We start from the raw sequence: 20481 nt of genomic DNA on the forward strand, positions 1-20481 counted from the left end.
CTAGGACGAGGCGCCGGCAGGCTCGGGGCCGTACCAGACGGTGGTCGCGTTGCAGAATTCGCGGATGCCGTGCCCGGCGAGTTCACGTCCGTAGCCGGAGCGCTTCACGCCGCCGAAGGGCAGTGCGGGATGGGACGCGGTCATGCCGTTGAAGAAGACTCCGCCCGCCTGCAGATCGCGTACGCAGCGGCGGGCCTCGTCGGCGTCGCGGGTCCATACGTTGGAGCTGAGGCCGAAGGGACTGTCGTTGGCGAGCGCCACGGCTTCGTCGAGTCCTTCGGCCCGGTAGAGCGTGGCGACGGGGCCGAACGTCTCCTCGCGGTGGATGCGCATCGCGGGCGTGATCCCGGTCAGGACGGTGGGGGCGTAGAACCAGCCGCGCTCCAGCTCCGGGCCCAGGCCACCGGGCCGGCCGCCCCCGCACAGCACGTGCGCACCCTGCCGTACCGCGTCGTCGACCAGTTCCTCCAGGTCGGCGCGCCCCTGCTCGCTGGAGAGGGGGCCGACGTCGGTGGATTCCCGCAGCGGATCGCCGACGGTCAGATCACGCATGCCCACGGTGAATCGTTCGGCGAACTCGTCGAACACCTCCGTGTGCACGATGAACCGTTTGGCGGCGATGCAGGACTGGCCGTTGTTCTGCACCCGGGCGGTCACGGCCGTGCGGGCGGCCCTGGCGACGTCCGCAGACGGCAGGACGAGATACGGGTCGCTGCCGCCCAGTTCCAGGACGGTGTGTTTCACCTCGTCGCCCGCGATCGCCGCGACCGAGCGGCCGGCCGGCTCGCTGCCGGTGAGGGTGGCGGCCGCGACCCGGGGGTCGCGCAGGATCGACTCGACCGCTCCGGATCCCACCAGCAGGGTCTGGAAGCATCCCTCCGGGAACCCCGCACGGCGGAACAGGAACTCCAGGTAGATCGCCGTCTGTGGGACGTTGGACGCGTGCTTGAGCAGCCCGACGTTCCCGGCCATCAGTGCCGGGGCGGCGAACCGCACGACCTGCCAGAGCGGAAAGTTCCACGGCATCACGGCGAGGACGGCGCCCAGTGGGCGGTAGTGGACATAGGCCCGGGAGGCGCCGGAGTCCCGCACATCGGCATCGGAGGGATGTTCGTCCGCGAGGAGTTCCTCGGCGTGGTCCGCGTACCAGCGCATCGCCTTCGCGCACTTGGCGGCCTCCGCGCGGGCCGCCTTGACGGGTTTGCCCATTTCGGTGGTCATGGTGCGCGCGATGTCCTGCTGGTCGTCGTCGAGCAGTCCGGCGGCCAGGTTCAGCAGCCGGGCCCGTTCGTCGAATCCGGTGGTGCGGTACTGCCGGAACGCGGCGTCTGCGGCGGCGAGCTTCTGCTCGATCTCCGCCGCTCCCAGCGCGTCGAACGTTCTGAGGGTCTCGCCGTTCGCGGGGTTGACCGTCGCGATGGGCATGACAGTGGTCTCCTTGCCTCGGTACTTCGACCGTGCCGCGCCCTGCGTCGTGCCGCAACGCGGGCCCTGCCGGGCGGATGCCCGACCGGCGCGGACCATGCGTGCGTTGGGCACGCCGTCCACGCCGGGAGCGTTCAGCGGGCGCGAAGGCCGGCGGTACCGGTCCCGGTGGCCCGCTTCAGACGAGAGCGGGCGCGGCGCCGGACGCCGCCGTGGTCTCCGGGACGACGTCGGGAACCGCGACGGGCGGACGACGGAACTCGCCCACGCCGGGCAGCGGCGCCGACGGCACCAGGTCGACGGTGCGCGGCTCCTTCGCGTACCGGGTGAACCAGACCACTTTGCCCTCGGCGGTGCGGCAGGTCCCCCAGCTGTCGCTCAGCGCCATCACACGGCTGAGGCCACCGCCGCCGGTGCTGAGCAGTCGCGGCATCCCGGAGCCGTTGTCGGCGACGGAGACCGTGAGATGCCGGCCGGACCAGCGGAGTTCGACGACGCAATCGTTGTCGTCACCGACATGCCGGTGGACATTGGTCAGCAGCTCCTCCACACCCCGGCACACCGGCCGGATGTGAAGTTCGAGACTCCAGTGGCGGAGGTGCGCGGCGATTATTCGCCGCAGTTGGGAAACACGCTCTGCCGAAACCTGGAGTTCGACCAGATAGTGCCGGTCGAGTTGAACGGTCATCGTCGAGGCTCCTCACATCGAGGCCCACTGACTTCGCCTCATTGAACCAACGCCCCCCGAACACGAAGAGTGAGCGAATGTCACTGATAGGTCACTCCACAGAGTGACCCCGCAGAGCCGGTTGCGCAACACAGGACAGGACGGTCCGACCATTCAGGCGAATCGATCCAGGTCAGAGCAGATACGGCAACAGAGTGTCCGGGGTGAGCGGAAGGTTGCGCAGCCGGACGCCGGTGGCATGCCGGACGGCGTTGCCGACGGCTGCCGCGGCGCCGACGATGCCGATCTCACCGATCCCCTTGCTGCCCATCGGGTTGAGATGCGGATCCTCCTCATCGATCCAGTGCACCTCGATCTGCGGCACGTCGGCGCAGACCGGCACGTGGTAGGAGGCCAGATCGCTCTCGGTGAAGTCACCGAAGACGGGGTCCATCGTGCTGCCCTCGGTCAGGGCCATGCCGATTCCCATCGTCATTCCACCGGTGAACTGGGAGCGCGCGGTCCTGGAATTGAGGATGCGCCCGGCGGCGAAGACACCCAGCATCCGGCGCACCCGCACTTCTCCGGTGCGGGAGTCGACGGCGACTTCGGCGAAGTGCGCTCCGAACGCGTGGCGTGCGTAAGGGGATTGCGTGGAGGTCTCCTCCTCGGTGTCCGCCAGGACCGTCAGCCCCTCGGCGGGAAGAGGGCCGGTGCGCTCGCTCAGCTGCCGCAGGAGGGCGGTGGCCGCCTTGTGCACGGACCAACCCCAGGAGGCCGTGCCCGAGGACCCTCCGGCCAGCGGCGCGTCGGGCAGGTCACTGCTGCCGATGTCGATCCGGACGTTCTCCACCGGGGTGTCCAGCACGGAGGCCGCGATCTGCGCGAGCACGGTGCGGGCGCCGGTGCCGATGTCGGTGGCGTTCACCCGGACGAGGTACGAGCCGTCGGGTGCCGCGTGCGCCGAGGCGCTGGAGGCCCCGATGTACACGGGGTAGGTGGCTGAGGCGACCCCCGTGCCGAGCAGCAGCGGCCCCTCCTCGCGGGCCGCGGGGCGCGGATCCCGGTCGTGCCAGCCGAAGCGAGCCGCTCCCTCCTCCAGGCAGGCCGCCAGGCCGCGGCTGCTGAACGCGCGGCCGGAATCGGGCTCGTGCACCGGATCGTTGCGCAGGCGCAGTTCGACGGGGTCCATGCCGAGGGCCGCGGCGAGTTCGTCCATGGCGGATTCCAGCGCGTACAGGCCGGGGGCCTCGCCCGGTGCGCGCATCCAGGAGGGACTCGGCACGTCCAGGGCGGCCACCCGGTGGGCGGTGCGGCTGTGGCCCGATCCGTACATGACGCGGGTCGGCACGGCTGCCTGCTCCACGAACTCCTTGAGGGTGGAGGTGTGGGTGACGACTTCGTGGACGACCGAGGTGAGGGTGCCGTCGAGTTCGGCGCCCAGCCGGACGCGCTGCAGGGTGGGGGCACGGTGGCCGACCACGGCGGCCAGCTGGCGCCGGGGCAGGGCGACCTTGACGGGGTGTCCGGTGTGGCGCGCGGCCATAGCGGCGAGGACGGTCTGCGGGCGCGGGGTGCCCTTGGAACCGAAGCCGCCGCCGACGTGCTCGGAGACCACGGTGACCTGCTGCGGCCGGAGTCCGAACGCGGCGGCGAGACTGTCGCGGACCCTGGTGGAGCCCTGACTCGAGTCGTGGACGGTCAGTTGCCCGTCCTCGGTCCACCGGGCGGTCGCCGCGTGCGGCTCCATGGGGTGGTTGTGCAGGGCGCCGACGGTGTAGGTGGCATCGACCTGCACGGGCGCCGTGACGAAGGCCTGTTCGGCATCGCCGCGTTCACGGACGGCGGGGTAGTCCCCGTTGACGATCTCCGGTGTGTAGAGGCCGGGGTGGTCCTCGGTCAGCACGACATCGTGCCCCGTGGGCTCGTAGTCGATGCGCAGCGCCTCGGCTCCGGCGCGGGCGTGTTCGAGCGTGTCGGCCACCACGAGTGCGATGTGCCAGCCCCGGTGCGGGACCCGGTCGTCCTGGAAGAGGGCGAGGATCGGGTCGTCGGGCTGTTTCAGCGCCGGCGCGTTGTCATGGCTGAGGACGGCGCGCACCCCTGGCAGGGCCAGTGCCGCGTCGGAGTGGACGGCGCCGACGCGACCGCGGGCGATCGTGGCGGGGACGGGCCAGCCGTACAGACAGCCCTCGGGGGTGTGTTCGGCGGCGTAGCGGGCGGTGCCCGTGACCTTGTCCCGGCCCTCGCGGCGGACGACGGGTGTGCCCAGTGGTGGAGGGGCCTGGCTCATGACGGGGTCCTCACGTCTGCGGGTCGTGTCTGCGGTTGCTCAGCTGTGGGCGGCGAGCTCGGCCAGTGCGGCGACGGCCAGACTGCGGGCGAGGCCCACCTTGAAGGCGTTGTCGCGCAGCGGCCGGGCCGCGGCGAGTTCGGCGTCCACGGCCCGCGCGAAGGTCTCGTCGGTGGCCGGCGCGCCCCGCAGCACGTCCTCCGCTGCATGTGCGCGCCAGGGCCGGTGGGCGAGTCCGCCGAAGGCCAGCGCCGCGTGTTCGATCCGGCCGTCGCGGACGCTGAGCACCGCGGCGACGGAGGCGAGGGCGAAGGCGAACGAGGCACGGTCGCGGGCCTTGCGGTAGAGGGATCCGGCGCCGTCCGGGCGCGGCGGCAGGACCACTTCGGTGATGAGCTCACCGGGCCGGATCTCTGTGTCCTGCTGGGGGGTGTCGCCCGGCAGCCGGTGGAATCCGGTGGCGGGTACGGTCCGTTCGCCGTCCGGTCCGCGCAACTGGAAGGTGGCGTCGAGGGCGGACAGGGCGACGGCCATGTCGGACGGGTGGGTGGCGACGCAGTGCTCGGAGTGACCGAGCACTGCGAGGTCCCGGTGGGCGCCTTCACGGGCGGGGCACCCGCTGCCGGGCTCCCGCTTGTTGCACGGTTTCGCCGTGTCCTGGAAGTAGGGGCAGCGGGTGCGCTGCAGCAGATTGCCTCCGGTCGTGGCGGTGTTGCGGAGCTGCCCGGAGGCGCCCGACAGCAGTGCCTGCGACAGGGCGGGGTAGCGGGTGCGAACCGCGGGATGGGCGGCCAGGTCGCTGTTGCGTACGGTGGCACCGATGCGCAGGCCGCCGTCGTCGGCGTCCGTCACCCGGTCCAGGGGCAGTCGGCTGATGTCGACGAGCAGCACGGGTGTCTCGACGCCGAGCTTCATCAGGTCGACGAGGTTGGTGCCGCCTGCGAGGAACGCGGTGCCGGGCTGGGCGGAGCTCTCACGGACCGCTTCGGCGGCGGACCGGGCGCGGAGATAGGCGAAGGGTTTCACGGCGCCACGTCCTCGATCGCCTCGACGATGCGGGGGTAGGCACCGCAGCGGCAGAGGTTGCCGCTCATCCGCTCGCGGATCTCGGCGGCGTCGAGCGACGCGGGGGCGGATACGGCGGCGGTACGCGCGGTGACGTGGGACGGGAAGCCGTCCGCGGCCTCACCGAGCATGCCGACGGCCGAGCAGATCTGACCGGGTGTGCAGTATCCGCACTGCAGGGCGTCGCGGTCCACGAAGGCTTCCTGGAGGGGGTGGAGGCGGTCGCCGTCGGCGAGGCCCTCGACGGTGGTGACGCGGGCGCCGTCGTGGGCGACGGCGAGCAGCAGGCAGCTGTTGGCGCGCCGCCCGTCGACGATGACGGTGCACGCCCCGCACTGTCCGTGGTCGCAGCCCTTCTTCGCACCGGTGAGATCCAGGTGTTCGCGCAGGGCGTCCAGGACCGTGGTGCGGTGATCGAGCGTCAGGGTCCGCTCGGTTCCGTTGATGTGCAGTGTCAGGGTGGAACGGTCTGCGGTCGCTCCCGGCTGTCGCGCACCGCCGTCCCGCCCGTGTGAGGGATCCACTCACTCGCACCTTTCAGAGGTGACCTTTTATCCGTTTTCTACCAGACGGATCACGGCTTCCCGCTTCATTGCTCCGTCGTCGGGCCGTGGTCCGCCGACCGGCTCCGCAGGCGCAGCCGCACCTCCTCCTCCTGGTCGCCGGAGACCGTCCCGACGACCCGGACGTCGAAGGCGTGGGCCAGGCTCCTGCGGAGTCGTTCGACCGCCCAGTAGCCGCCCAGCACGTCGACCGATACGGGCGCGCCGAGCAAGACCGGCCCCGAGACCACTCGCTCCTCGCTGACATCGACGGCCGCCACCCATGCGGTGGGGCGCCTCTCCGCGAGTTTCCTCGGTACGTCGACCGATGCCCGATCGGTGGTGAATGCGGCCCTCAACGCGTCGAAGACCATCCGCGCGTCGCCCGTGTCGCACCCGCTGATGACGACCGTGACCTCCTGACCGTGCAGGGCCTGCTCCGACTGCCTCTCCTCGGTGCTGTTCACCGCGGCTCCTTCCGCTCGGCATGGTGTGACGATCCCCGCGCCGCGGACCGCAGGTGCGGACCGGTCCCACCGCCCACTGGGGGCAAATGTCGCGGCACGCCCCGCGTTCAGCCGGACATCACGGGCCGAATGCCGGGTGGACCGGCCGTCGACCGCGCGGATTCGGCACTCCCATGGCCTCCCTCCGGCGATTCAGAGGATCATCTCCAGGCTCGCCCCACGACCGGTCGACGGCGACACGAGGACGTCCGTCGGCTGACGGCCGGGAGGCCGGACCGGATGGCCGACGTCAGCTGCCCTCGCGCAACCAAAACACTTTTAGCTTTATATCCACTTAAAATATGAATTCATGGTCAATACCGAGTGCTGCCTCCGCCTCGGGGTATCCGGGAGGCATGGACGTATCGAACGGAGACCTCGGTTCACTGGCCCTCGACCTCGCCGACGGTCGGGGCGCGACCGGGGCGGTGATGGGCGTCGTCGGAGTGGCACTGGTGGCCATGCTGATCGGTGCCGTGTGGCTGGGCAGGCGGCGTCGCGCCCAGGAACTGCCGCCGCCCCGGCCCGAGGAGCAGCCGCCACGGCCGGACCACCGCAGCCACATCGAGCAGCGCGACGTCCACGGCGACGACAGCTTCCCGCCCGACGGACGCGGCCTGTCCCCCTACGAGCTCGGCGACCACGGGAACGAGCCCATCCATCGCGACAGCGACGAGCAGCGCGACTGATCTGCCGGAGGCCCGGACGTCTGCCGCGTGTTGCGGGAGCGGCCCCCCGCGGTGAGGCTGGTGAGTGCCGACGGCCGTCGGCACACGCGGGCCGCAGAACGGATGAAGGCAGTGGGACCATGACCGGAAGCCATCCTGGAGCGGTGTCGATGCCGGCCCCGCTGACCGGATCAGCAGCGCCCTGCTGGGTCAATCTCATGACCCGCGACCTGGAATCGGCGCAGGCGTTCTACGCCGCCGTACTGGGCTGGTCCTTCCGGCCGGGCAAGCTGGGGCAGGAGTTCTCCGTCGCCCGCCGCGGCGACGTGCCGGTCGCCGGCATCGGGGCGGTGGCGACGGCGTACCGGGTGGCCGTTGCCTGGACCCCCTACTTCGCGGTCGCCGACGCGGACGCGGCCGCCTCCCGTATCCGTGAGCGCAGCGGGACGGTCGCGGTGGGGCCGCTGGCGCTCGGCAAGGGGCGCGGCGCGCTGGCGGCGGACCTCGACGGTGCGGTGTTCGGCATCTGGGAGCGGACCGAGCCGGCGACCTCGCCGCCCGCACCGGACGGCCACTCGCACGCCTGGCTGCGACTGCACACCAGGAATGCCTTCGATGCCGCGATCTTCTACGGCGGGGTGCTCGACTGGGCGAGCGGGCGCCCCGGTTCCTGCGAGGTGTCGTACGAGACGGACGAGGTCATCGTCGACTGCGGCGGGCGGCAGCTCGCCCGGATCAGCTCCGGCGCGGTGGAGGCCGCACCGGATCCGCTGGTCCGCCCGCACTGGCAGGTCTATTTCCCCGTCACGGACCTGGCGGCCACCGTCGAGGCGGCACGGCGCAACGGCGGCTGCCTGGTCGAGCAGGGAACCCTGGGGCCGGGGGGCGAGGCGACCCTGCTGGACCCGGACGGCGGGCTGTTCACGGTCACGGACGTCCGGGGCCCCGTCGCGAGCGGGTCCGGCTGAACGGACCGCCCCGTGCGGCGGTCATTTCCGGCGTTCGCGGGAGGAGCGGGCCATCGCCCAGGCCGGGAACACCAACCAGCAGACCAGGAACCACAGCGCCATGGCGCCGACCAGCCACAGGGCGAGGGAGTTGTGCAGGGCCACCCGCAGGATGAGCAGCAGCGCGGAACACATGGTGCAGAACAGCAGGACCAGTCCGAGCAGGGTCAGCCGTGAGGCCCAGGCGACCGTCTGCGGCTTGAGCCGTCGCCCGGTGAGCAGACGGTGGTAGGACACGGGCCCGATCAGAGCGGCGGCGGTGGCGGATCCCAGCATCACGGTGACCACATAGATGGTCCGGTCGGCGGCCGACAGCTCGGCGAAACGCGGCTGGAAGACGACCGCGAGCAGGAAGCCGAACAGGATCTGGACGCCCGTCTGGGCGACTCGCAGCTCCTGGAGCAGTTCGGTCCACTGCCGGTCCGCCCGCTCCTCGGCCGTCTCGTGCCGGCCCGGGTCGCTGCGCCCACCGGGGAGACGAGCCGTCGAGGTCACCGTATGCCTCCGTCCCGATACGCGGGGCATCCCACCTTCCCCCTGACCCCACCGTAGACCTCACGACGGGCACCCGCCGGGGTCTCGACGACCGGCACGGCCCCGCCTAGGATCTTGAGTACGGCATCGCGCGCCGGTCACCGGCCGGGTGAGGCGTGGAGGTGCCCGTGAGATGCCCGTTGGAGGCATTCCACAGTGTCAGTCGAGTTGAATCACACCATCATCCACGCCCGGGACAACCGGGAGTCCGCCGAGTTCCTGGCGGACATACTGGGTCTGGAAGTCGGCGCGGAATGGGGCCCGTTCATACCGGTCGCCACCGCGAACGGGGTCACCCTGGACTTCGCGACCATTCCCGAAGCGTCGATCGTCATGCAGCACTACGCCTTCCTCGTCTCGGAGCCGGAGTTCGACACGGCGTACGCCCGCATCAAGGAGCTCGGGATCACGTACTACGCGGATCCCCATCAGAAGCATCCGGGCGAGATCAACCACAACGACGGCGGCCGAGGCATGTACTTCCTCGATCCCGTCGGTCACGCCATGGAGATCATCACGCGTCCGTACGGGGGCTGACCCCGTAGTACGACGTTCGGGAGAAGGGGGCCGGGGCGGGATCCGGACGCGGTCCCGCCCTGGCCCCTCGCGGTCGGATCAGGCGATCGGCAGCACCAGTTCGGGCCGGTCCCACATCACGGCCGGGGGGCTGGCAGCAAGAGTGCCGGTGCGCCGGGCACCGACGCTCCGGTAGAAGCCCTCGGCGGGCGGATGCGACACGATCCGGACGCCGGTGAGGCCGGCGCGCCGCGCCTCGTCGCGCAGGTGCCCGATCAGCCGCCGTCCGATGCCGAGTCCCTGCGCGGCGTCGGCGACGAACATGAGGTCGAGCTCCGGCGGGGCGAGGACCAACGAGTAGAACCCGAGGAGTCGGTCCGTGCCGTCCTCGACGGCCGCGAAGACCCGATGGGTCTCGATGTAATCGGGTCCCACCCGATATCCGGCGACCATGGCGGCGTAGGGCCCCTCATAGGCACGGGAGGTCCTGACCAGCCGGGTGAGCCGCTTGGCGTCCCGCGCGGTCGCCCGTCTGATCGTTACGGCCTCGCGGCGCGCCCCGCCATGCGTAATGCTCGATGTCATGCAGGGAGTATTACGCATCCGGCTTCGGGGCGCTTCTCCCGATCCGCGACCCCGGGCTACGACGGACGGTGGGTGGCTCGCCACTCCTCGACGACCGCGTCGACGTCGAACGGCCGGAGATTCAACAGCGGCCCCGGCGGCGGCCGCCTGACGGCAGCCCGGATCTTCTCGTTGACCTCGGTCAGCATGCGCCGCACCTCCGCCTCCGTCCGCGCCCCGGACACGGCTTCGGCCACGTCCTCCGCCTCCTTGCGCAGCGCCAGGGTCGGCGGGAGCACCGACACCCCCTCCCGCTGCATCTTCCGCTTGATCCACCAGGTCTCGTCATAGGGGGCGTCGAGACCGTCGAGCGGCTTGCCGAATCCGGGCAACTGCGAGAATTCGCCGCGCTGCTCGGATTCGCGGATCTGCTTGTCCACCCATGATTCGAAGCTGACGCCCGCAGGCTTGCGTTCGGTCAACGTACGCTCCTCTCGGAGATGCGCAATCCGGCACCTTCACCATACCCAGGGCCGCGGGAGCACCCGCCGCACTGCGGCCGTCGCTCCACAACGGGCACCGGCGGGGCGTCGCTTCGCAGATCGGGTGCACTCCCCCAACCGTTTCAGTGCGCGTGCGCTCCGGACTCTCCGCTTCCGCTCTCCTGGGGGTCAACCGCAGCCTTCTCCGGCGCCACTCGCACGGTGAACGCCGCGGTGCGGACCTTCCCTTCGTGCCGGAAGTCGAGGAAGAGCCGGTACGTACCCGCGCTGGGCGCCGTCGCCGCGAAGGACACCACGGGGCCGGGGCCACCCTCGTTCGGATGGACGTGAAGATAGGCCAGGTCACCCGAGCGCAGGGCGACCAGGTGCCCGTACGCCCCGAGATAGGGCTGCAGATCGGTGACGGGCCGGCCGTTCCGGCTGACGGTCAGCTTCAGTTCACCGTCCCGGCCGGCGCGGAGTTCGCCGTCGAGTGCGACACGGTAGCCGTCCACCTCGGCAGTGGCGCGCGGGGCCGGCAGCGCCGCGGGACGATAGGTGCCGGAGACGGCCAAGTCCGCTCCGAGTGTGAGGTTCTCGGCCCCGTCGGCGGCGGGGGTGAAGTCGGCGAACGCCCGGTACCCGCCGGCCTCGGGCAGGTCGACGGGGGTCGTCCAGGTTCCGTCGGCCGCGCGGACCGGGTGCAGGTGACGGAATTCCGCGAGGTCGCTCGAAGCAAGGATGAAGTGCAGTTCCTTGCCGTGCTCGCGCCGGTAGTCGGTGACCTTGCGGCCACTGTCGTCGGTGATCGCGAACCGGATCTCGGTGCGGGCCCCGGCTCGTATCGTGGGCGTTTCGAGGGCCAGCGTGTAGCCGCCGTCGGAGATCTGCAGCCCGCCGGCCGCGTGACCCGAGCCCCCCTTCCCCTCGCCCTCCTCCCCCGCACCGTGCCCGGCGTGCTGCTGCGCGGGGCGGTCCTCCGCCACCAGCGGGTCGAGGCCCCGGCCCACGCCGTACGCGGTCCCGAAGGTCGCGGCGAGCGCGGCGGCGAAGGCGGTGATCCTCAGTGCGTTGTTCATGACGGTGTCCTCCATCGGTCCACGGGAGGCAGCGCCCCCCGATGGACTCCAACATACCCCCTGGGGGTATCAAGTCAACCTGGTGGCACGCCAAACCGCCACTCACCGATCTTGCGAAGAACCGCCGAGGACATCGGCCGGGGAGCGGAGTCCCGGCGCTCGGCTCAGACCGACACCACGAGCCCGCTGCGCAGGCGCTCCACCGCGGCCTGCGGAACCCTCAGGCCGTCGCTCACGTACCCGTCGAGGCCGCCCCACCTCTCGTCCATGGCGTCGAGCGCCATGTCGAGATAGCGGGGACGGACCTCGATGATCGCGGACGCGATCTCCGGGTCGCCGCCCGCGTCGAGAAAGTCCTGTACGTACGGCGCGTAGGCGACCCGCACGACCGGATTGACGGCGAGGAACTCGGACCGCACCACGTCCCGTGACGCACCGAGCAGCATCAGGAGCAGCGCGGTGGCCCAGCCGGTGCGGTCCTTGCCGGTCGTGCAGTGGAAGAGCACCGGGCGGGCGCGGTCGTCGGCGACGGTCTCGACGAAGGCCCGGTACGCGGCGGCAGCCGCCGGTGAGAGCACCATCTGCCGATAGGTCCCGGCGAACAGTTCCTCCGCCTTCCCACTCCCCAGCAACTGCTCCGCCGCCACCGGGTCGGCGAGCAGCGCGCGCAGCCTCGCAGGGGCCACACCCGGGTTGTCGCCGAGGACATCGGCGACGAAGAGCCGGGCACCGGGAGGCAGTCGGTCCGGTGCCGCCGCACGCTCGTCGGCGGTCCGCAGATCGACGACGGTGCGGATGCCGAGCGCGGCCACCGCCCTGTCCTGCGCCGCGTCCAGCCCGCTGAGCTGACCGGAGCGCAGTACCGCACCCGGCCGGACCCGGCGTCCGGCCCCCAGGGTGATGCCGCCCAGGTCCCGCAGATTGACGACGGTGGATGCCGGGACTGCCCTGGCGGTCTGCACGATGAACTTCCCCTTTTCCCGACACATGGGCGAATTGTTCCGATCTGACCCGATCAAACGTCGCACGCGGTCAGGAATTCGACAAAGTAAAACGCCGCACGCTCGCCGATCGGGGGCTCCGCGGCGGACGGGGAAGAATACGAAATCGCCACCACTCCCCTCTCGGCCGGAACCACGGGGGCAGAGGAACACCAGGCCGGGAACATGACGCATACGACGCGCCGCGTTCGCGGACATCGCGCTCGGCGCGGACCGGTGGTGGGTGCGCAACGGCCCAGACAGCCAGGGGATTTCCGGCCGCCCGATTCCTCACCGCCGTCCGAACGGGACGGTCCGCAAAATCCTTCGCAAGGATCCGCACTCGGGACGAGCGGTCGGCGCACGCCCGCGCGAGGGGACCGGTGGACCGGCTGCCCGGAGGGGGTGATGCCTTCCCACGGGTGCGCCCTTCCCCGACGGACGGACCGCCGGAGGCATGACGTCGGCTGCTCGGCGCCGCCCCGCGGTGAGCACCGACGGACGCACGGACGGTCGGCTCACAGGGCGACGGCGGTGACCTCGGTCGCCTTGACGCTGGTCCAGACGGCCGTCCCCTCACCGAGCCCCAGCTCGGTCGCCGCATCGGGGGTGATCTCGGCGACCAGGTCCGGGACCTCGTCCGAGACGATCACCACTCGGAGACGGCTGCCCACGGCGGTGAGCTCACGGACCGTGCCCGGCCACACGTTGCGGGGGCTCCCGCCGGGCCTGTCGTGGTGCACGGAGACCGCTTCCGGCGCGATGATCGCGAGGGCTGCCGTCCCTTCGGCGAGGGAGTCCGCGACGACCAGCCGGCCGCCGTCGGCGAGGGCGAGGGTGCCGTCGGGGGCGGCGGTGCCGGGCCAGGCGTTGCGGCCGAGCATCCGGGCGACCCAGGGCGAGCGCGGATGCCGGGTCACCTCGGCCGGTGCGGCGTCCTGAAGGGTGCGCCCTTCGTCGAGCACGAGGACCCGGTCGGCCAGGGACACCGCTTCGACGGGGTCGTGGGTGACGATCAGACAGACGCCGCCGAACCCGGCGAGATGGGTGCGCAGGGTGTGCCGGACATGGGCCCGGGTGGTCTGGTCGAGCGCGGCGAGCGGCTCGTCGAGCAGCAGCAGCCAGGGGCGGGCGGCGAGCGCTCGGGCCAGGGCCACGCGCTGGGCCTGGCCGCCGGAGAGCTGGGCCGGCCTGCGGTGGGCGAGATGACCGACACCCAGCCGGTCCAGCCACTGCCGCGCCTCGCGGCGGGCCTCGGCCCGGGGGACACCGTGCGCCCGCAGACCGTACGCCGTGTTCGTCAGTGCGCTCAGATGCGGAAAGAGCGCGCCGTCCTGCGGCACCCAGGCGACCTGCCGACGGTGCGGGGGCAACGCGGTGACATCGGTGTCGCCGAGGCGCAGCCGGGCGCGGGCGCGAGGGGTGAGGCCGAGGAGTGCGCGCAGCAGGGTCGTCTTGCCCGCGCCATTGGGTCCGACGACGGCGATCGTGGTGCCGGGTGCCGCGTCGAGGGTCAGCCGGTTGAAGCCGGTGACCTCGGCGTGCAGCGAGCGGCGTTCCTGCGGGACCGGGGGCGTCGCGTGGCCCGTGCGGGCGGTCGGCGTGCGTGCTCCGTCCGGGTCGTCCGCCGCGGGGCCGACGTCGCGCGGGCGGTCGCGCGGGGTCCCTGTCCAGCGTCCGCGCAGCCCGACGAGTACGGCCATCGCGATGGCGAGCAGCAGGAGCGAGACGGAGGTGGCGGCCTCCGGGGAGTCCTGGAGCAGCAGGTAGACCTGGAGGGGCAGTGTCTGGGTGGTGCCGGGCAGATTGCCCGCGAAGGTGATGGTCGCGCCGAACTCGCCGAGCGCCCGCGCCCAGGTGAGTGCGGCCCCGGCGGCGAGGCCGGGGGCGACCATCGGAAGGGTCACGGTGAAGAAAACCCGGGCCGGCGAGGCCCCGAGGGAGGCCGCGGTCTCCTCGTACGCGGGGCGCAGCCCGGCCAGCGCCCCTTCGAGACTGATCACGAGGAACGGCATCGCGACGAAGGTCGCCGCGACCACCGCGCCCGAGGTGTGGAACGGCAGCGTGATCCCGAAGGTGTCCTCCAGCCAGGGGCCGAGCAGGCCCCGGCGGCCGAAGCCGAGCAGGAGTGCCACGCCTCCGACGGTGGGCGGCAGCACCATCGGCAGGAGGACCAGCGAACGCACGATCGCCTTGCCGGGGAAGTCGACCCGGGCCAGCAACCAGGCCAGGGGCACCCCCAGCAGGAGCGAGAGGCCCAGGGCCCAGAACGAGACGAGCAGGGACAGCCTGAACGCCTGTGCGACACCCGGGCTGGTGAGATGGGCGCCCAGGTCGGTCCACGAGGTGCGTGCGAGGATGCCGATCAACGGCATCAGCAGGAACGCGACGGCGAGCAGCGCCGGAAGCGCCAGGGCGACAGGGGTACGCGCGCCGGGCACACGGCTGCGGAGGGCTCTCATCGGAGGTTCCCGGGATCGGTCGGTGGGTGCGGGACTGGTTCGACCGCACGAGGGCTGCCCGGTCCCCCCGTCCCGGGCAGCCCTCGTGCGGTGCGTTCGGCGCGTCGGCCGGGGCTTCTCGTTCGGATCACGCCGGGGGCGCGATCCGAACGAAAGACCCTACGGCTGCTGGAAGCCCGCGGCCTGCAGGATCTTCTGCGCCTCGGGGGAACTGAGCCACTTCACGAACGCCGCGGCGGCCTCGGAGTTCTTGGACTGCCGCAGCGTGGCCGCCGGGTAGGAGGCCACCGCATTCTGCGCGTCGGGGATGTCGACGGCGTCGACCTTGTCGGTGGCCGTGGCCGCGTCCGTCTTGTAGACGATGCCCGCATCGGCCTCGCCCAGCTCGACCTTGCTGAGGACGGCGCGGACGTTGGGTTCCTGGGAGACCGGCTTGACGGTGAGCTTCTGGGCGTCGAGGACCTGCTGGCTGTAGCGGCCGACCGGGACCTCGGGCGCGGCCAGGACGACCTTCAGCTCGGGGTTCGTCAGGTCCTTCAGGTTCGCGATCTTCTCCGGGTTGCCCTCCCCGGTGGCGATGACCAGACGGTTCCTGGCGATGACGGTGGGGGTGCCGGTGTCGGACTTCAGCCCGTCCATCGTCTTGGTGTCGGCGGTGACCAGGGCATCGGCGGGGGCGCCCTGCTTCACCTGCGCGGCGAGTTCCTGGGACCCGGCGAAGGAGAACGTCACCTTCGTACCCGGGTGCTCCTTCTCGTACGCGGCACCCGCGGTCTTGAACACATCGGTGAGCGAGGCCGCGGCGAGCACCGTGAGCCGGGCCCCGGGCGCGCCGGAGGACGAGGCGGACTTGCCGCCGGAGTCCTTCTTGTTGTCGTCACCGCCGCCGCAGGCGGCGAGCGGGACGAGCAGCGCCGCGGTCACGATCGCGGCGGCGGCACGGCGTCTGGTGAAAGTGGTCGTCATGTTGCCGAAGGCTCCTTGAGGGTGATGCGCGTCGTAGGTGATGCGCGATCAGGCGCGGTCGATGTACACGCTGGTGGACTTCACACGGGCGGTGGCCCGCATGCCGACCTCCAGTCCGAGCTCTTCGACGGCCTCGCGGGTGAGCAGCGACACCAGCCGGTGCGGGCCTGCCTGGATCTCGACCTGGGCCGCGACGTCGCCGAGCTTCAGTCCGGTGACGATGCCCGGGAAGGCGTTGCGGGCCGAGGTGTACGAGGCTTCGTCCTCGCCTCCGCCGCCCTGGCCGATCTCGATGGAGAACGCGGCCAGATCGCGGCCGTCGATGAGCCTGCGGCCGCCTTCGTCGCGATGGGTCGCGACCCTTCCGGCGTCCGCCCAGCGGCGGGCCGTGTCGGGGCTGACCCCCAGGAGGCGCGCCGCCTGCCCGATTGTGTAGGACTGCATGTGCGACAAGATATTCGGATTGTTCTCGCAGCTGCAATCCATCCTGCTGATATGTGGAGCAAATGCCAGTCCGGTTGGAGGAAGCGCCAAGCCGCCGATCCACGCCGGCTGCGCGACCGAGCGTGAAGGGTCGAGCGCTCTCGGAGAGGGAAAGGTCACAGACGGAGCCTCTGCTGCTCGTCTGTGACCTGACCTAGCATCTGGGCATGACGGTCCTGCCTGCCGACGGGCTTTCGTTGGCCGCCGAATTCCCCCACCCCGCCCATGAGCAGTGGCAGAGCCTCGTCGAAGGCGTGCTGCGCAAGTCGGGCAAGGACGTTGCGGGTTCGGCCGCCGAGGAAGCGCTGTCCACCACGGTGGAGGACGGGCTCATCACCCGCCCTCTCTACACCTCGCGCGAAAGCGCTCCCGATGCCGGACATCCGGGCTTCGCCCCCTTCACCCGCGGCGCCACGGCCGGGGGCAACGCGGCGGGCGGCTGGGACGTACGACAGCGCCACGCCCTGACGGATCCCGCACGCCTCAATGAGGCCGTGCTCGCGGACCTGGAGAACGGCGTCACCTCGCTGTGGCTGACCGTGGGCGGTAGCGGTGGTGTACCGGTGTCCACTCTGGCGGGGGCGCTGGACGGTGTCCTCCTCGATCTGGCTCCCGTGGTGCTCGACGCCGGCGGTCACCTCGACGCAGCGGCGACGGAGTTGCTGCGGCTCCACACCGAGCGGGGCCTCGATGTGCGGAACGCCCGCGGCAACCTCGGCGCCGACCCGCTCGGGCTGGCCGCCCGCAACGGTGCCGAGGCGGACCTGACGGCCGCCGTCCACTGGGCGGGGCGGTGCGCGCGGGAGTGTCCCGGAATGCGGGCCATGACCGTCGACGCGCTGCCGTACCACGAGGCCGGCGGTTCGGCCGCCGAGGAACTGGGCGCTTCGCTGGCGACCGGTGTCGCCTATCTGCGCGCGCTCACGGAGGCCGGCCTCACGGTCGAAGAGGCCTGTGCACAGCTGGAGTTCCGGTACGCGGCGACGGCCGATCAGTTCCTGACCGTCGCCAAGCTGCGGGCCGCGCGGCGGTTGTGGGCCCGGGTGGCCGAGGTGTGCGGGGCCGCCGCAGCGGGGGCGCAGCGCCAGCACGCGGTGACGTCCTCGGTGATGATGACGCGGCGCGACCCCTGGGTGAACATGCTGCGGACGACGCTGGCATGTCTGGGAGCGGGGGTGGGCGGGGCCGACTCCGTCACGGTGCTGCCGTTCGATCACGCCCTGGGTCTGCCGGACGCGTTCGCCCGGCGCATCGCCCGCAACACATCGACCATCCTGCTGGAGGAGTCTCATCTGGCCCGGGTGATCGACCCGGCGGGCGGTTCCTGGTACGTGGAACGACTCACGGCCGAACTCGCCGACACCGCCTGGGCGTTCTTCCAGGAGATCGAGCGGTCGGGTGGCCACGCGGCCGCTCTGCGTTCGGGAATGATCGGCGAGCGCCTCGCGGCGACCTGGGCGGCACGCGGAAGGGATCTGGCACGGCGCAAGGAGCCGATCACCGGGGTCAGTGAGTTCCCGCAGCTGGCGGAGCGCCCGGTGGAGCGCGAGCCCGCCCCGGCCGAGGCGTCCGCGGCGGCACCGGGCGGCCTGCCCAGGGTCCGTCGCGACGAGGCGTTCGAGGTGCTGCGCGCCCGGTCGGACGCGCATCTCGCGTCGACCGGGCAGCGCCCCCGGGTGTTCCTGGCCGCGCTCGGCCCGGCCGCGGTCCACACCGCGCGGGTGTCGTTCGCGTCCAACCTGTTCCAGGCCGGCGGGATCGAACCGGTCCACGACCCGGTCTCCGTCGACGCGACCACGGCCGCCGCCGCGTTCCGGGACTGCGGGGCCGCCGTGGCGTGCCTGTGCTCCGACGACGCGCTCTACGCCGAGCAGGCCGGGGCGGTCGCCGAGGCACTGCGCTCGGCCGGTGCCCAGCGAGTGTTCCTCGCCGGCCGGCCCGGCGAGTACACCGGCGTCGACGAGTACGTCTTCGCGGGCTCCGACGTGGTGGCCGTGCTCTCTTCCGTCCTCGACCGTATGGGTGTGGCGTAATGCGTATCCCTGACTTCTCCGACATCGAACTCGGACCGGGCGACGCCGTCGAGGTGTCCGAGGACCAGTGGCGCGCCGCGGTGAAGGAGTCCTCCGGCCGTTCCGACGACGACCTGCTGTGGGAGACCCCGGAAGGCATCACCGTCAAGCCGCTGTACACCAGGCGCGACCTGGAGGGGCTGGACTTCCTCGGCACGTATCCGGGTATCGCCCCGTATCTGCGGGGCCCGTATCCGACGATGTACGTCAACCAGCCCTGGACGATCCGGCAGTACGCGGGCTTCTCCACGGCCGAGGAGTCCAACGCCTTCTACCGCCGCAACCTCGCCGCCGGACAGAAGGGCCTCTCGGTCGCCTTCGACCTGCCGACCCACCGCGGCTACGACAGCGACCACCCGCGGGTGACCGGCGACGTCGGCATGGCGGGGGTGGCCATCGACTCCATCTACGACATGCGTCAGCTCTTCGACGGCATCCCGCTGGACAGGATGTCGGTGTCGATGACGATGAACGGCGCGGTGCTCCCCGTCCTCGCGCTGTACATCGTGGCCGCCGAGGAGCAGGGCGTCGGGCCCGAGAAACTGGCCGGAACCATTCAGAACGACATTCTGAAGGAGTTCATGGTCCGCAACACCTACATCTATCCGCCGAAGCCCTCGATGCGGATCATCTCCGACATCTTCGCCTACACCTCGCAGAAGATGCCGCGCTACAACTCGATCTCCATCTCCGGTTATCACATCCAGGAGGCGGGCGCGACCGCCGACTTGGAGCTGGCGTACACCCTCGCGGACGGGGTGGAGTATCTGCGGGCCGGGCGGGACGCCGGGCTGGACGTGGACGCCTTCGCGCCGCGCCTGTCGTTCTTCTGGGCGATCGGCATGAACTTCTTCATGGAGATCGCGAAGTTGCGGGCGGCCCGGCTGCTGTGGGCCAAATTGGTCGGGGAGTTCGAGCCGAAGAACGCCAAGTCGCTCTCCCTGCGCACGCATTCGCAGACGTCGGGATGGTCGCTGACCGCGCAGGACGTGTTCAACAACGTCACCCGGACCTGCGTGGAGGCGATGGCCGCCACCCAGGGGCACACCCAGTCGCTGCACACCAACGCGCTCGACGAGGCCCTCGCCCTGCCGACGGACTTCTCGGCCCGGATCGCCCGGAACACCCAACTGCTGCTCCAGCAGGAATCGGGGACCGGCCGGGTGATCGACCCGTGGGGCGGCAGCGCCTATGTGGAGCGGCTGACGTACGACCTGGCGCGCCGGGCCTGGCAGCACATCCAGGAGGTCGAGGCGGCGGGCGGCATGGCGCAGGCCATCGACGCCGGCATCCCGAAGCTCCGCGTGGAGGAGGCCGCGGCCCGCACCCAGGCGCGGATCGACTCCGGCCGCCAGCCGGTGATCGGGGTCAACAAGTACCGGGTGGAGACCGACGAGCAGATCGATGTGCTCAAGGTCGACAACTCCTCGGTGCGCACCCAGCAGATCGAGAAGCTGCGCCGACTGCGCCAGGAACGCGACGAACAGGCCTGCCGGGCGGCGCTGCGGGCGCTGACGGCGGCGGCGGAGCGGGCCCCCGGCCCCGGCCTCGAAGGCAATCTGCTGGCACTCGCCGTCGACGCGGCACGTGCGATGGCGACCGTGGGCGAGATCTCGGACGCCCTGGAGAAGGTGTACGGGAGACATGCGGGCCAGATCCGTACGATCTCCGGTGTGTATCGCAACGAGGCAGGTGAGTCTCCTTCCGTGGACCGCACCCGCAAGCTGGTGGACCGGTTCGAGGAGGCCGAGGGGCGCCGTCCGCGCATTCTCGTCGCCAAGATGGGACAGGACGGCCACGACCGCGGCCAGAAGGTCATCTCGACGGCCTTCGCCGACCTGGGCTTCGACGTCGACGTCGGCCCGTTGTTCCAGACGCCGGCCGAAGTGGCCCGGCAGGCGGTGGAGGCGGACGTGCACGTCGTGGGTGTCTCCTCGCTGGCCGCCGGACACCTCACGCTCGTACCGGCACTCCGTGAGGAACTGGCCGCCGAGGGCCGGGACGACATCATGATCGTGGTGGGCGGGGTGATTCCGCCGCAGGACGTCGAGGCGCTGCACGAGGCCGGGGCAACGGCCGTGTTCCCGCCCGGCACGGTGATCCCGGATGCCGCGCACGACCTGGTGACGCGGCTCGGTGCCGTGCTCGGCCATGAGTTGTGAGCAGCTGA

The 20481-nt window shown here is 71.3% G+C and carries 19 protein-coding genes; 5 read left to right on the top strand and 14 right to left on the bottom strand.

Annotated features, from left to right (window positions below; translation table 11 throughout):
* The 6 genes from ACIRP2_RS34365 to ACIRP2_RS34390 form a co-directional block, all read right to left on the bottom strand.
* On the bottom strand, positions 1–1425 hold the full coding sequence (locus ACIRP2_RS34365; RefSeq protein ID WP_404257277.1) for an NADP-dependent succinic semialdehyde dehydrogenase: 1425 nt from the start codon (positions 1423–1425) through the stop codon (positions 1–3).
* Positions 1426–1603: 178 nt separating this feature from the next.
* A complete protein-coding gene (locus ACIRP2_RS34370; RefSeq protein ID WP_404257279.1) occupies positions 1604–2113 on the bottom strand; it encodes an ATP-binding protein in 510 nt (169 codons plus the stop codon).
* Between the two features lie 172 nt (positions 2114–2285).
* Complete coding sequence (locus tag ACIRP2_RS34375) at positions 2286–4385, bottom strand: xanthine dehydrogenase family protein molybdopterin-binding subunit (protein WP_404257281.1); 2100 nt, start codon at positions 4383–4385, stop codon at positions 2286–2288.
* A 39-nt stretch (positions 4386–4424) separates the two neighbouring features.
* Positions 4425–5411 (bottom strand): FAD binding domain-containing protein, encoded by a 987-nt coding sequence (locus ACIRP2_RS34380; RefSeq protein WP_404257283.1) that lies wholly within the window; start codon positions 5409–5411, stop codon positions 4425–4427.
* On the bottom strand, positions 5408–5974 hold the full coding sequence (locus ACIRP2_RS34385) for a 2Fe-2S iron-sulfur cluster-binding protein (protein WP_404257285.1): 567 nt from the start codon (positions 5972–5974) through the stop codon (positions 5408–5410). The genes ACIRP2_RS34380 and ACIRP2_RS34385 overlap by 4 nt, the downstream gene beginning before the upstream one ends.
* Positions 5975–6039: 65 nt before the next feature.
* Complete coding sequence (locus ACIRP2_RS34390) at positions 6040–6459, bottom strand: hypothetical protein (RefSeq protein WP_404257287.1); 420 nt, start codon at positions 6457–6459, stop codon at positions 6040–6042.
* A 395-nt stretch (positions 6460–6854) separates the two neighbouring features.
* Between ACIRP2_RS34390 and ACIRP2_RS34395 the strand changes: the two genes are divergently transcribed.
* Complete coding sequence (locus ACIRP2_RS34395) at positions 6855–7187, top strand: DUF6479 family protein (protein ID WP_404257289.1); 333 nt, start codon at positions 6855–6857, stop codon at positions 7185–7187.
* A gap of 119 nt (positions 7188–7306) precedes the next feature.
* The gene (locus ACIRP2_RS34400; protein WP_404257291.1) at positions 7307–8134 is read left to right on the top strand and encodes a VOC family protein; all 828 of its coding nucleotides are present in this window, start codon (positions 7307–7309) and stop codon (positions 8132–8134) included.
* Between the two features lie 21 nt (positions 8135–8155).
* Here the strand turns inward: ACIRP2_RS34400 and ACIRP2_RS34405 are convergent, their stop codons facing one another.
* On the bottom strand, positions 8156–8698 hold the full coding sequence (locus ACIRP2_RS34405) for a DUF6328 family protein (RefSeq protein WP_404257293.1): 543 nt from the start codon (positions 8696–8698) through the stop codon (positions 8156–8158).
* A 165-nt stretch (positions 8699–8863) separates the two neighbouring features.
* Between ACIRP2_RS34405 and ACIRP2_RS34410 the strand changes: the two genes are divergently transcribed.
* Positions 8864–9244 carry a VOC family protein gene (locus ACIRP2_RS34410; protein ID WP_376272631.1) on the top strand — a complete coding sequence of 127 codons (381 nt, stop codon included), beginning with the start codon at positions 8864–8866 and terminating at the stop codon, positions 9242–9244.
* Between the two features lie 78 nt (positions 9245–9322).
* Here ACIRP2_RS34410 and ACIRP2_RS34415 read toward each other — a convergent pair whose 3' ends face one another.
* The 7 genes from ACIRP2_RS34415 to ACIRP2_RS34445 form a co-directional block, all read right to left on the bottom strand.
* Positions 9323–9808 (bottom strand): GNAT family N-acetyltransferase, encoded by a 486-nt coding sequence (locus ACIRP2_RS34415; RefSeq protein WP_404257296.1) that lies wholly within the window; start codon positions 9806–9808, stop codon positions 9323–9325.
* Positions 9809–9864: 56 nt separating this feature from the next.
* Positions 9865–10269, bottom strand: a complete 405-nt coding sequence (locus tag ACIRP2_RS34420; protein ID WP_404257298.1) for a DUF1992 domain-containing protein — start codon at positions 10267–10269, stop codon at positions 9865–9867.
* Between the two features lie 143 nt (positions 10270–10412).
* On the bottom strand, positions 10413–11348 hold the full coding sequence (locus ACIRP2_RS34425) for a hypothetical protein (RefSeq protein WP_404257300.1): 936 nt from the start codon (positions 11346–11348) through the stop codon (positions 10413–10415).
* A 164-nt stretch (positions 11349–11512) separates the two neighbouring features.
* Positions 11513–12310: a tyrosine-protein phosphatase gene (locus ACIRP2_RS34430; RefSeq protein WP_404257673.1), complete on the bottom strand. Its 798-nt coding sequence runs from the start codon at positions 12308–12310 to the stop codon at positions 11513–11515.
* Positions 12311–12846: 536 nt separating this feature from the next.
* Positions 12847–14790: an ABC transporter permease gene (locus ACIRP2_RS34435; RefSeq protein ID WP_404257302.1), complete on the bottom strand. Its 1944-nt coding sequence runs from the start codon at positions 14788–14790 to the stop codon at positions 12847–12849.
* Between the two features lie 159 nt (positions 14791–14949).
* Complete coding sequence (gene modA / locus ACIRP2_RS34440) at positions 14950–15756, bottom strand: molybdate ABC transporter substrate-binding protein (protein WP_404257304.1); 807 nt, start codon at positions 15754–15756, stop codon at positions 14950–14952.
* Between the two features lie 48 nt (positions 15757–15804).
* Positions 15805–16200, bottom strand: coding sequence for a molybdopterin-binding protein (locus ACIRP2_RS34445; protein ID WP_404257306.1), 396 nt, complete (start codon positions 16198–16200; stop codon positions 15805–15807).
* Between the two features lie 206 nt (positions 16201–16406).
* Here ACIRP2_RS34445 and ACIRP2_RS34450 point away from each other — a divergent pair, with 206 nt between their 5' ends.
* A complete protein-coding gene (locus tag ACIRP2_RS34450; protein WP_404257308.1) occupies positions 16407–18272 on the top strand; it encodes a methylmalonyl-CoA mutase family protein in 1866 nt (621 codons plus the stop codon).
* Complete coding sequence (gene scpA, locus ACIRP2_RS34455) at positions 18272–20473, top strand: methylmalonyl-CoA mutase (protein WP_404257310.1); 2202 nt, start codon at positions 18272–18274, stop codon at positions 20471–20473. Before ACIRP2_RS34450 ends, scpA begins: the two co-directional genes overlap by 1 nt.
* The last annotated feature ends 8 nt before the right edge of the window (positions 20474–20481 follow it).

It is taken from the genome of Streptomyces sp. NPDC101194 (assembly GCF_044767885.1).
Lineage (GTDB): Bacteria > Actinomycetota > Actinomycetes > Streptomycetales > Streptomycetaceae > Streptomyces.

Bases quoted from the DNA above. Each gene is read 5' to 3' on its own strand.
- modA (WP_404257304.1), bottom strand. From the start codon at position 15,756: ATGACGACCACTTTCACCAGACGCCGTGCCGCCGCCGCGATCGTGACC.
- ACIRP2_RS34400 (WP_404257291.1), top strand. From the start codon at position 7,307: ATGACCGGAAGCCATCCTGGAGCGGTGTCGATGCCGGCCCCGCTGACC.
- scpA (WP_404257310.1), top strand. From the start codon at position 18,272: ATGCGTATCCCTGACTTCTCCGACATCGAACTCGGACCGGGCGACGCC.
- ACIRP2_RS34370 (WP_404257279.1), bottom strand. From the start codon at position 2,113: ATGACCGTTCAACTCGACCGGCACTATCTGGTCGAACTCCAGGTTTCG.
- ACIRP2_RS34425 (WP_404257300.1), bottom strand. From the start codon at position 11,348: ATGAACAACGCACTGAGGATCACCGCCTTCGCCGCCGCGCTCGCCGCG.
- ACIRP2_RS34450 (WP_404257308.1), top strand. From the start codon at position 16,407: ATGACGGTCCTGCCTGCCGACGGGCTTTCGTTGGCCGCCGAATTCCCC.
- ACIRP2_RS34375 (WP_404257281.1), bottom strand. From the start codon at position 4,385: ATGAGCCAGGCCCCTCCACCACTGGGCACACCCGTCGTCCGCCGCGAG.
- ACIRP2_RS34365 (WP_404257277.1), bottom strand. From the start codon at position 1,425: ATGCCCATCGCGACGGTCAACCCCGCGAACGGCGAGACCCTCAGAACG.
- ACIRP2_RS34435 (WP_404257302.1), bottom strand. From the start codon at position 14,790: ATGAGAGCCCTCCGCAGCCGTGTGCCCGGCGCGCGTACCCCTGTCGCC.
- ACIRP2_RS34445 (WP_404257306.1), bottom strand. From the start codon at position 16,200: ATGCAGTCCTACACAATCGGGCAGGCGGCGCGCCTCCTGGGGGTCAGC.
- ACIRP2_RS34395 (WP_404257289.1), top strand. From the start codon at position 6,855: ATGGACGTATCGAACGGAGACCTCGGTTCACTGGCCCTCGACCTCGCC.
- ACIRP2_RS34405 (WP_404257293.1), bottom strand. From the start codon at position 8,698: ATGCCCCGCGTATCGGGACGGAGGCATACGGTGACCTCGACGGCTCGT.
- ACIRP2_RS34415 (WP_404257296.1), bottom strand. From the start codon at position 9,808: ATGACATCGAGCATTACGCATGGCGGGGCGCGCCGCGAGGCCGTAACG.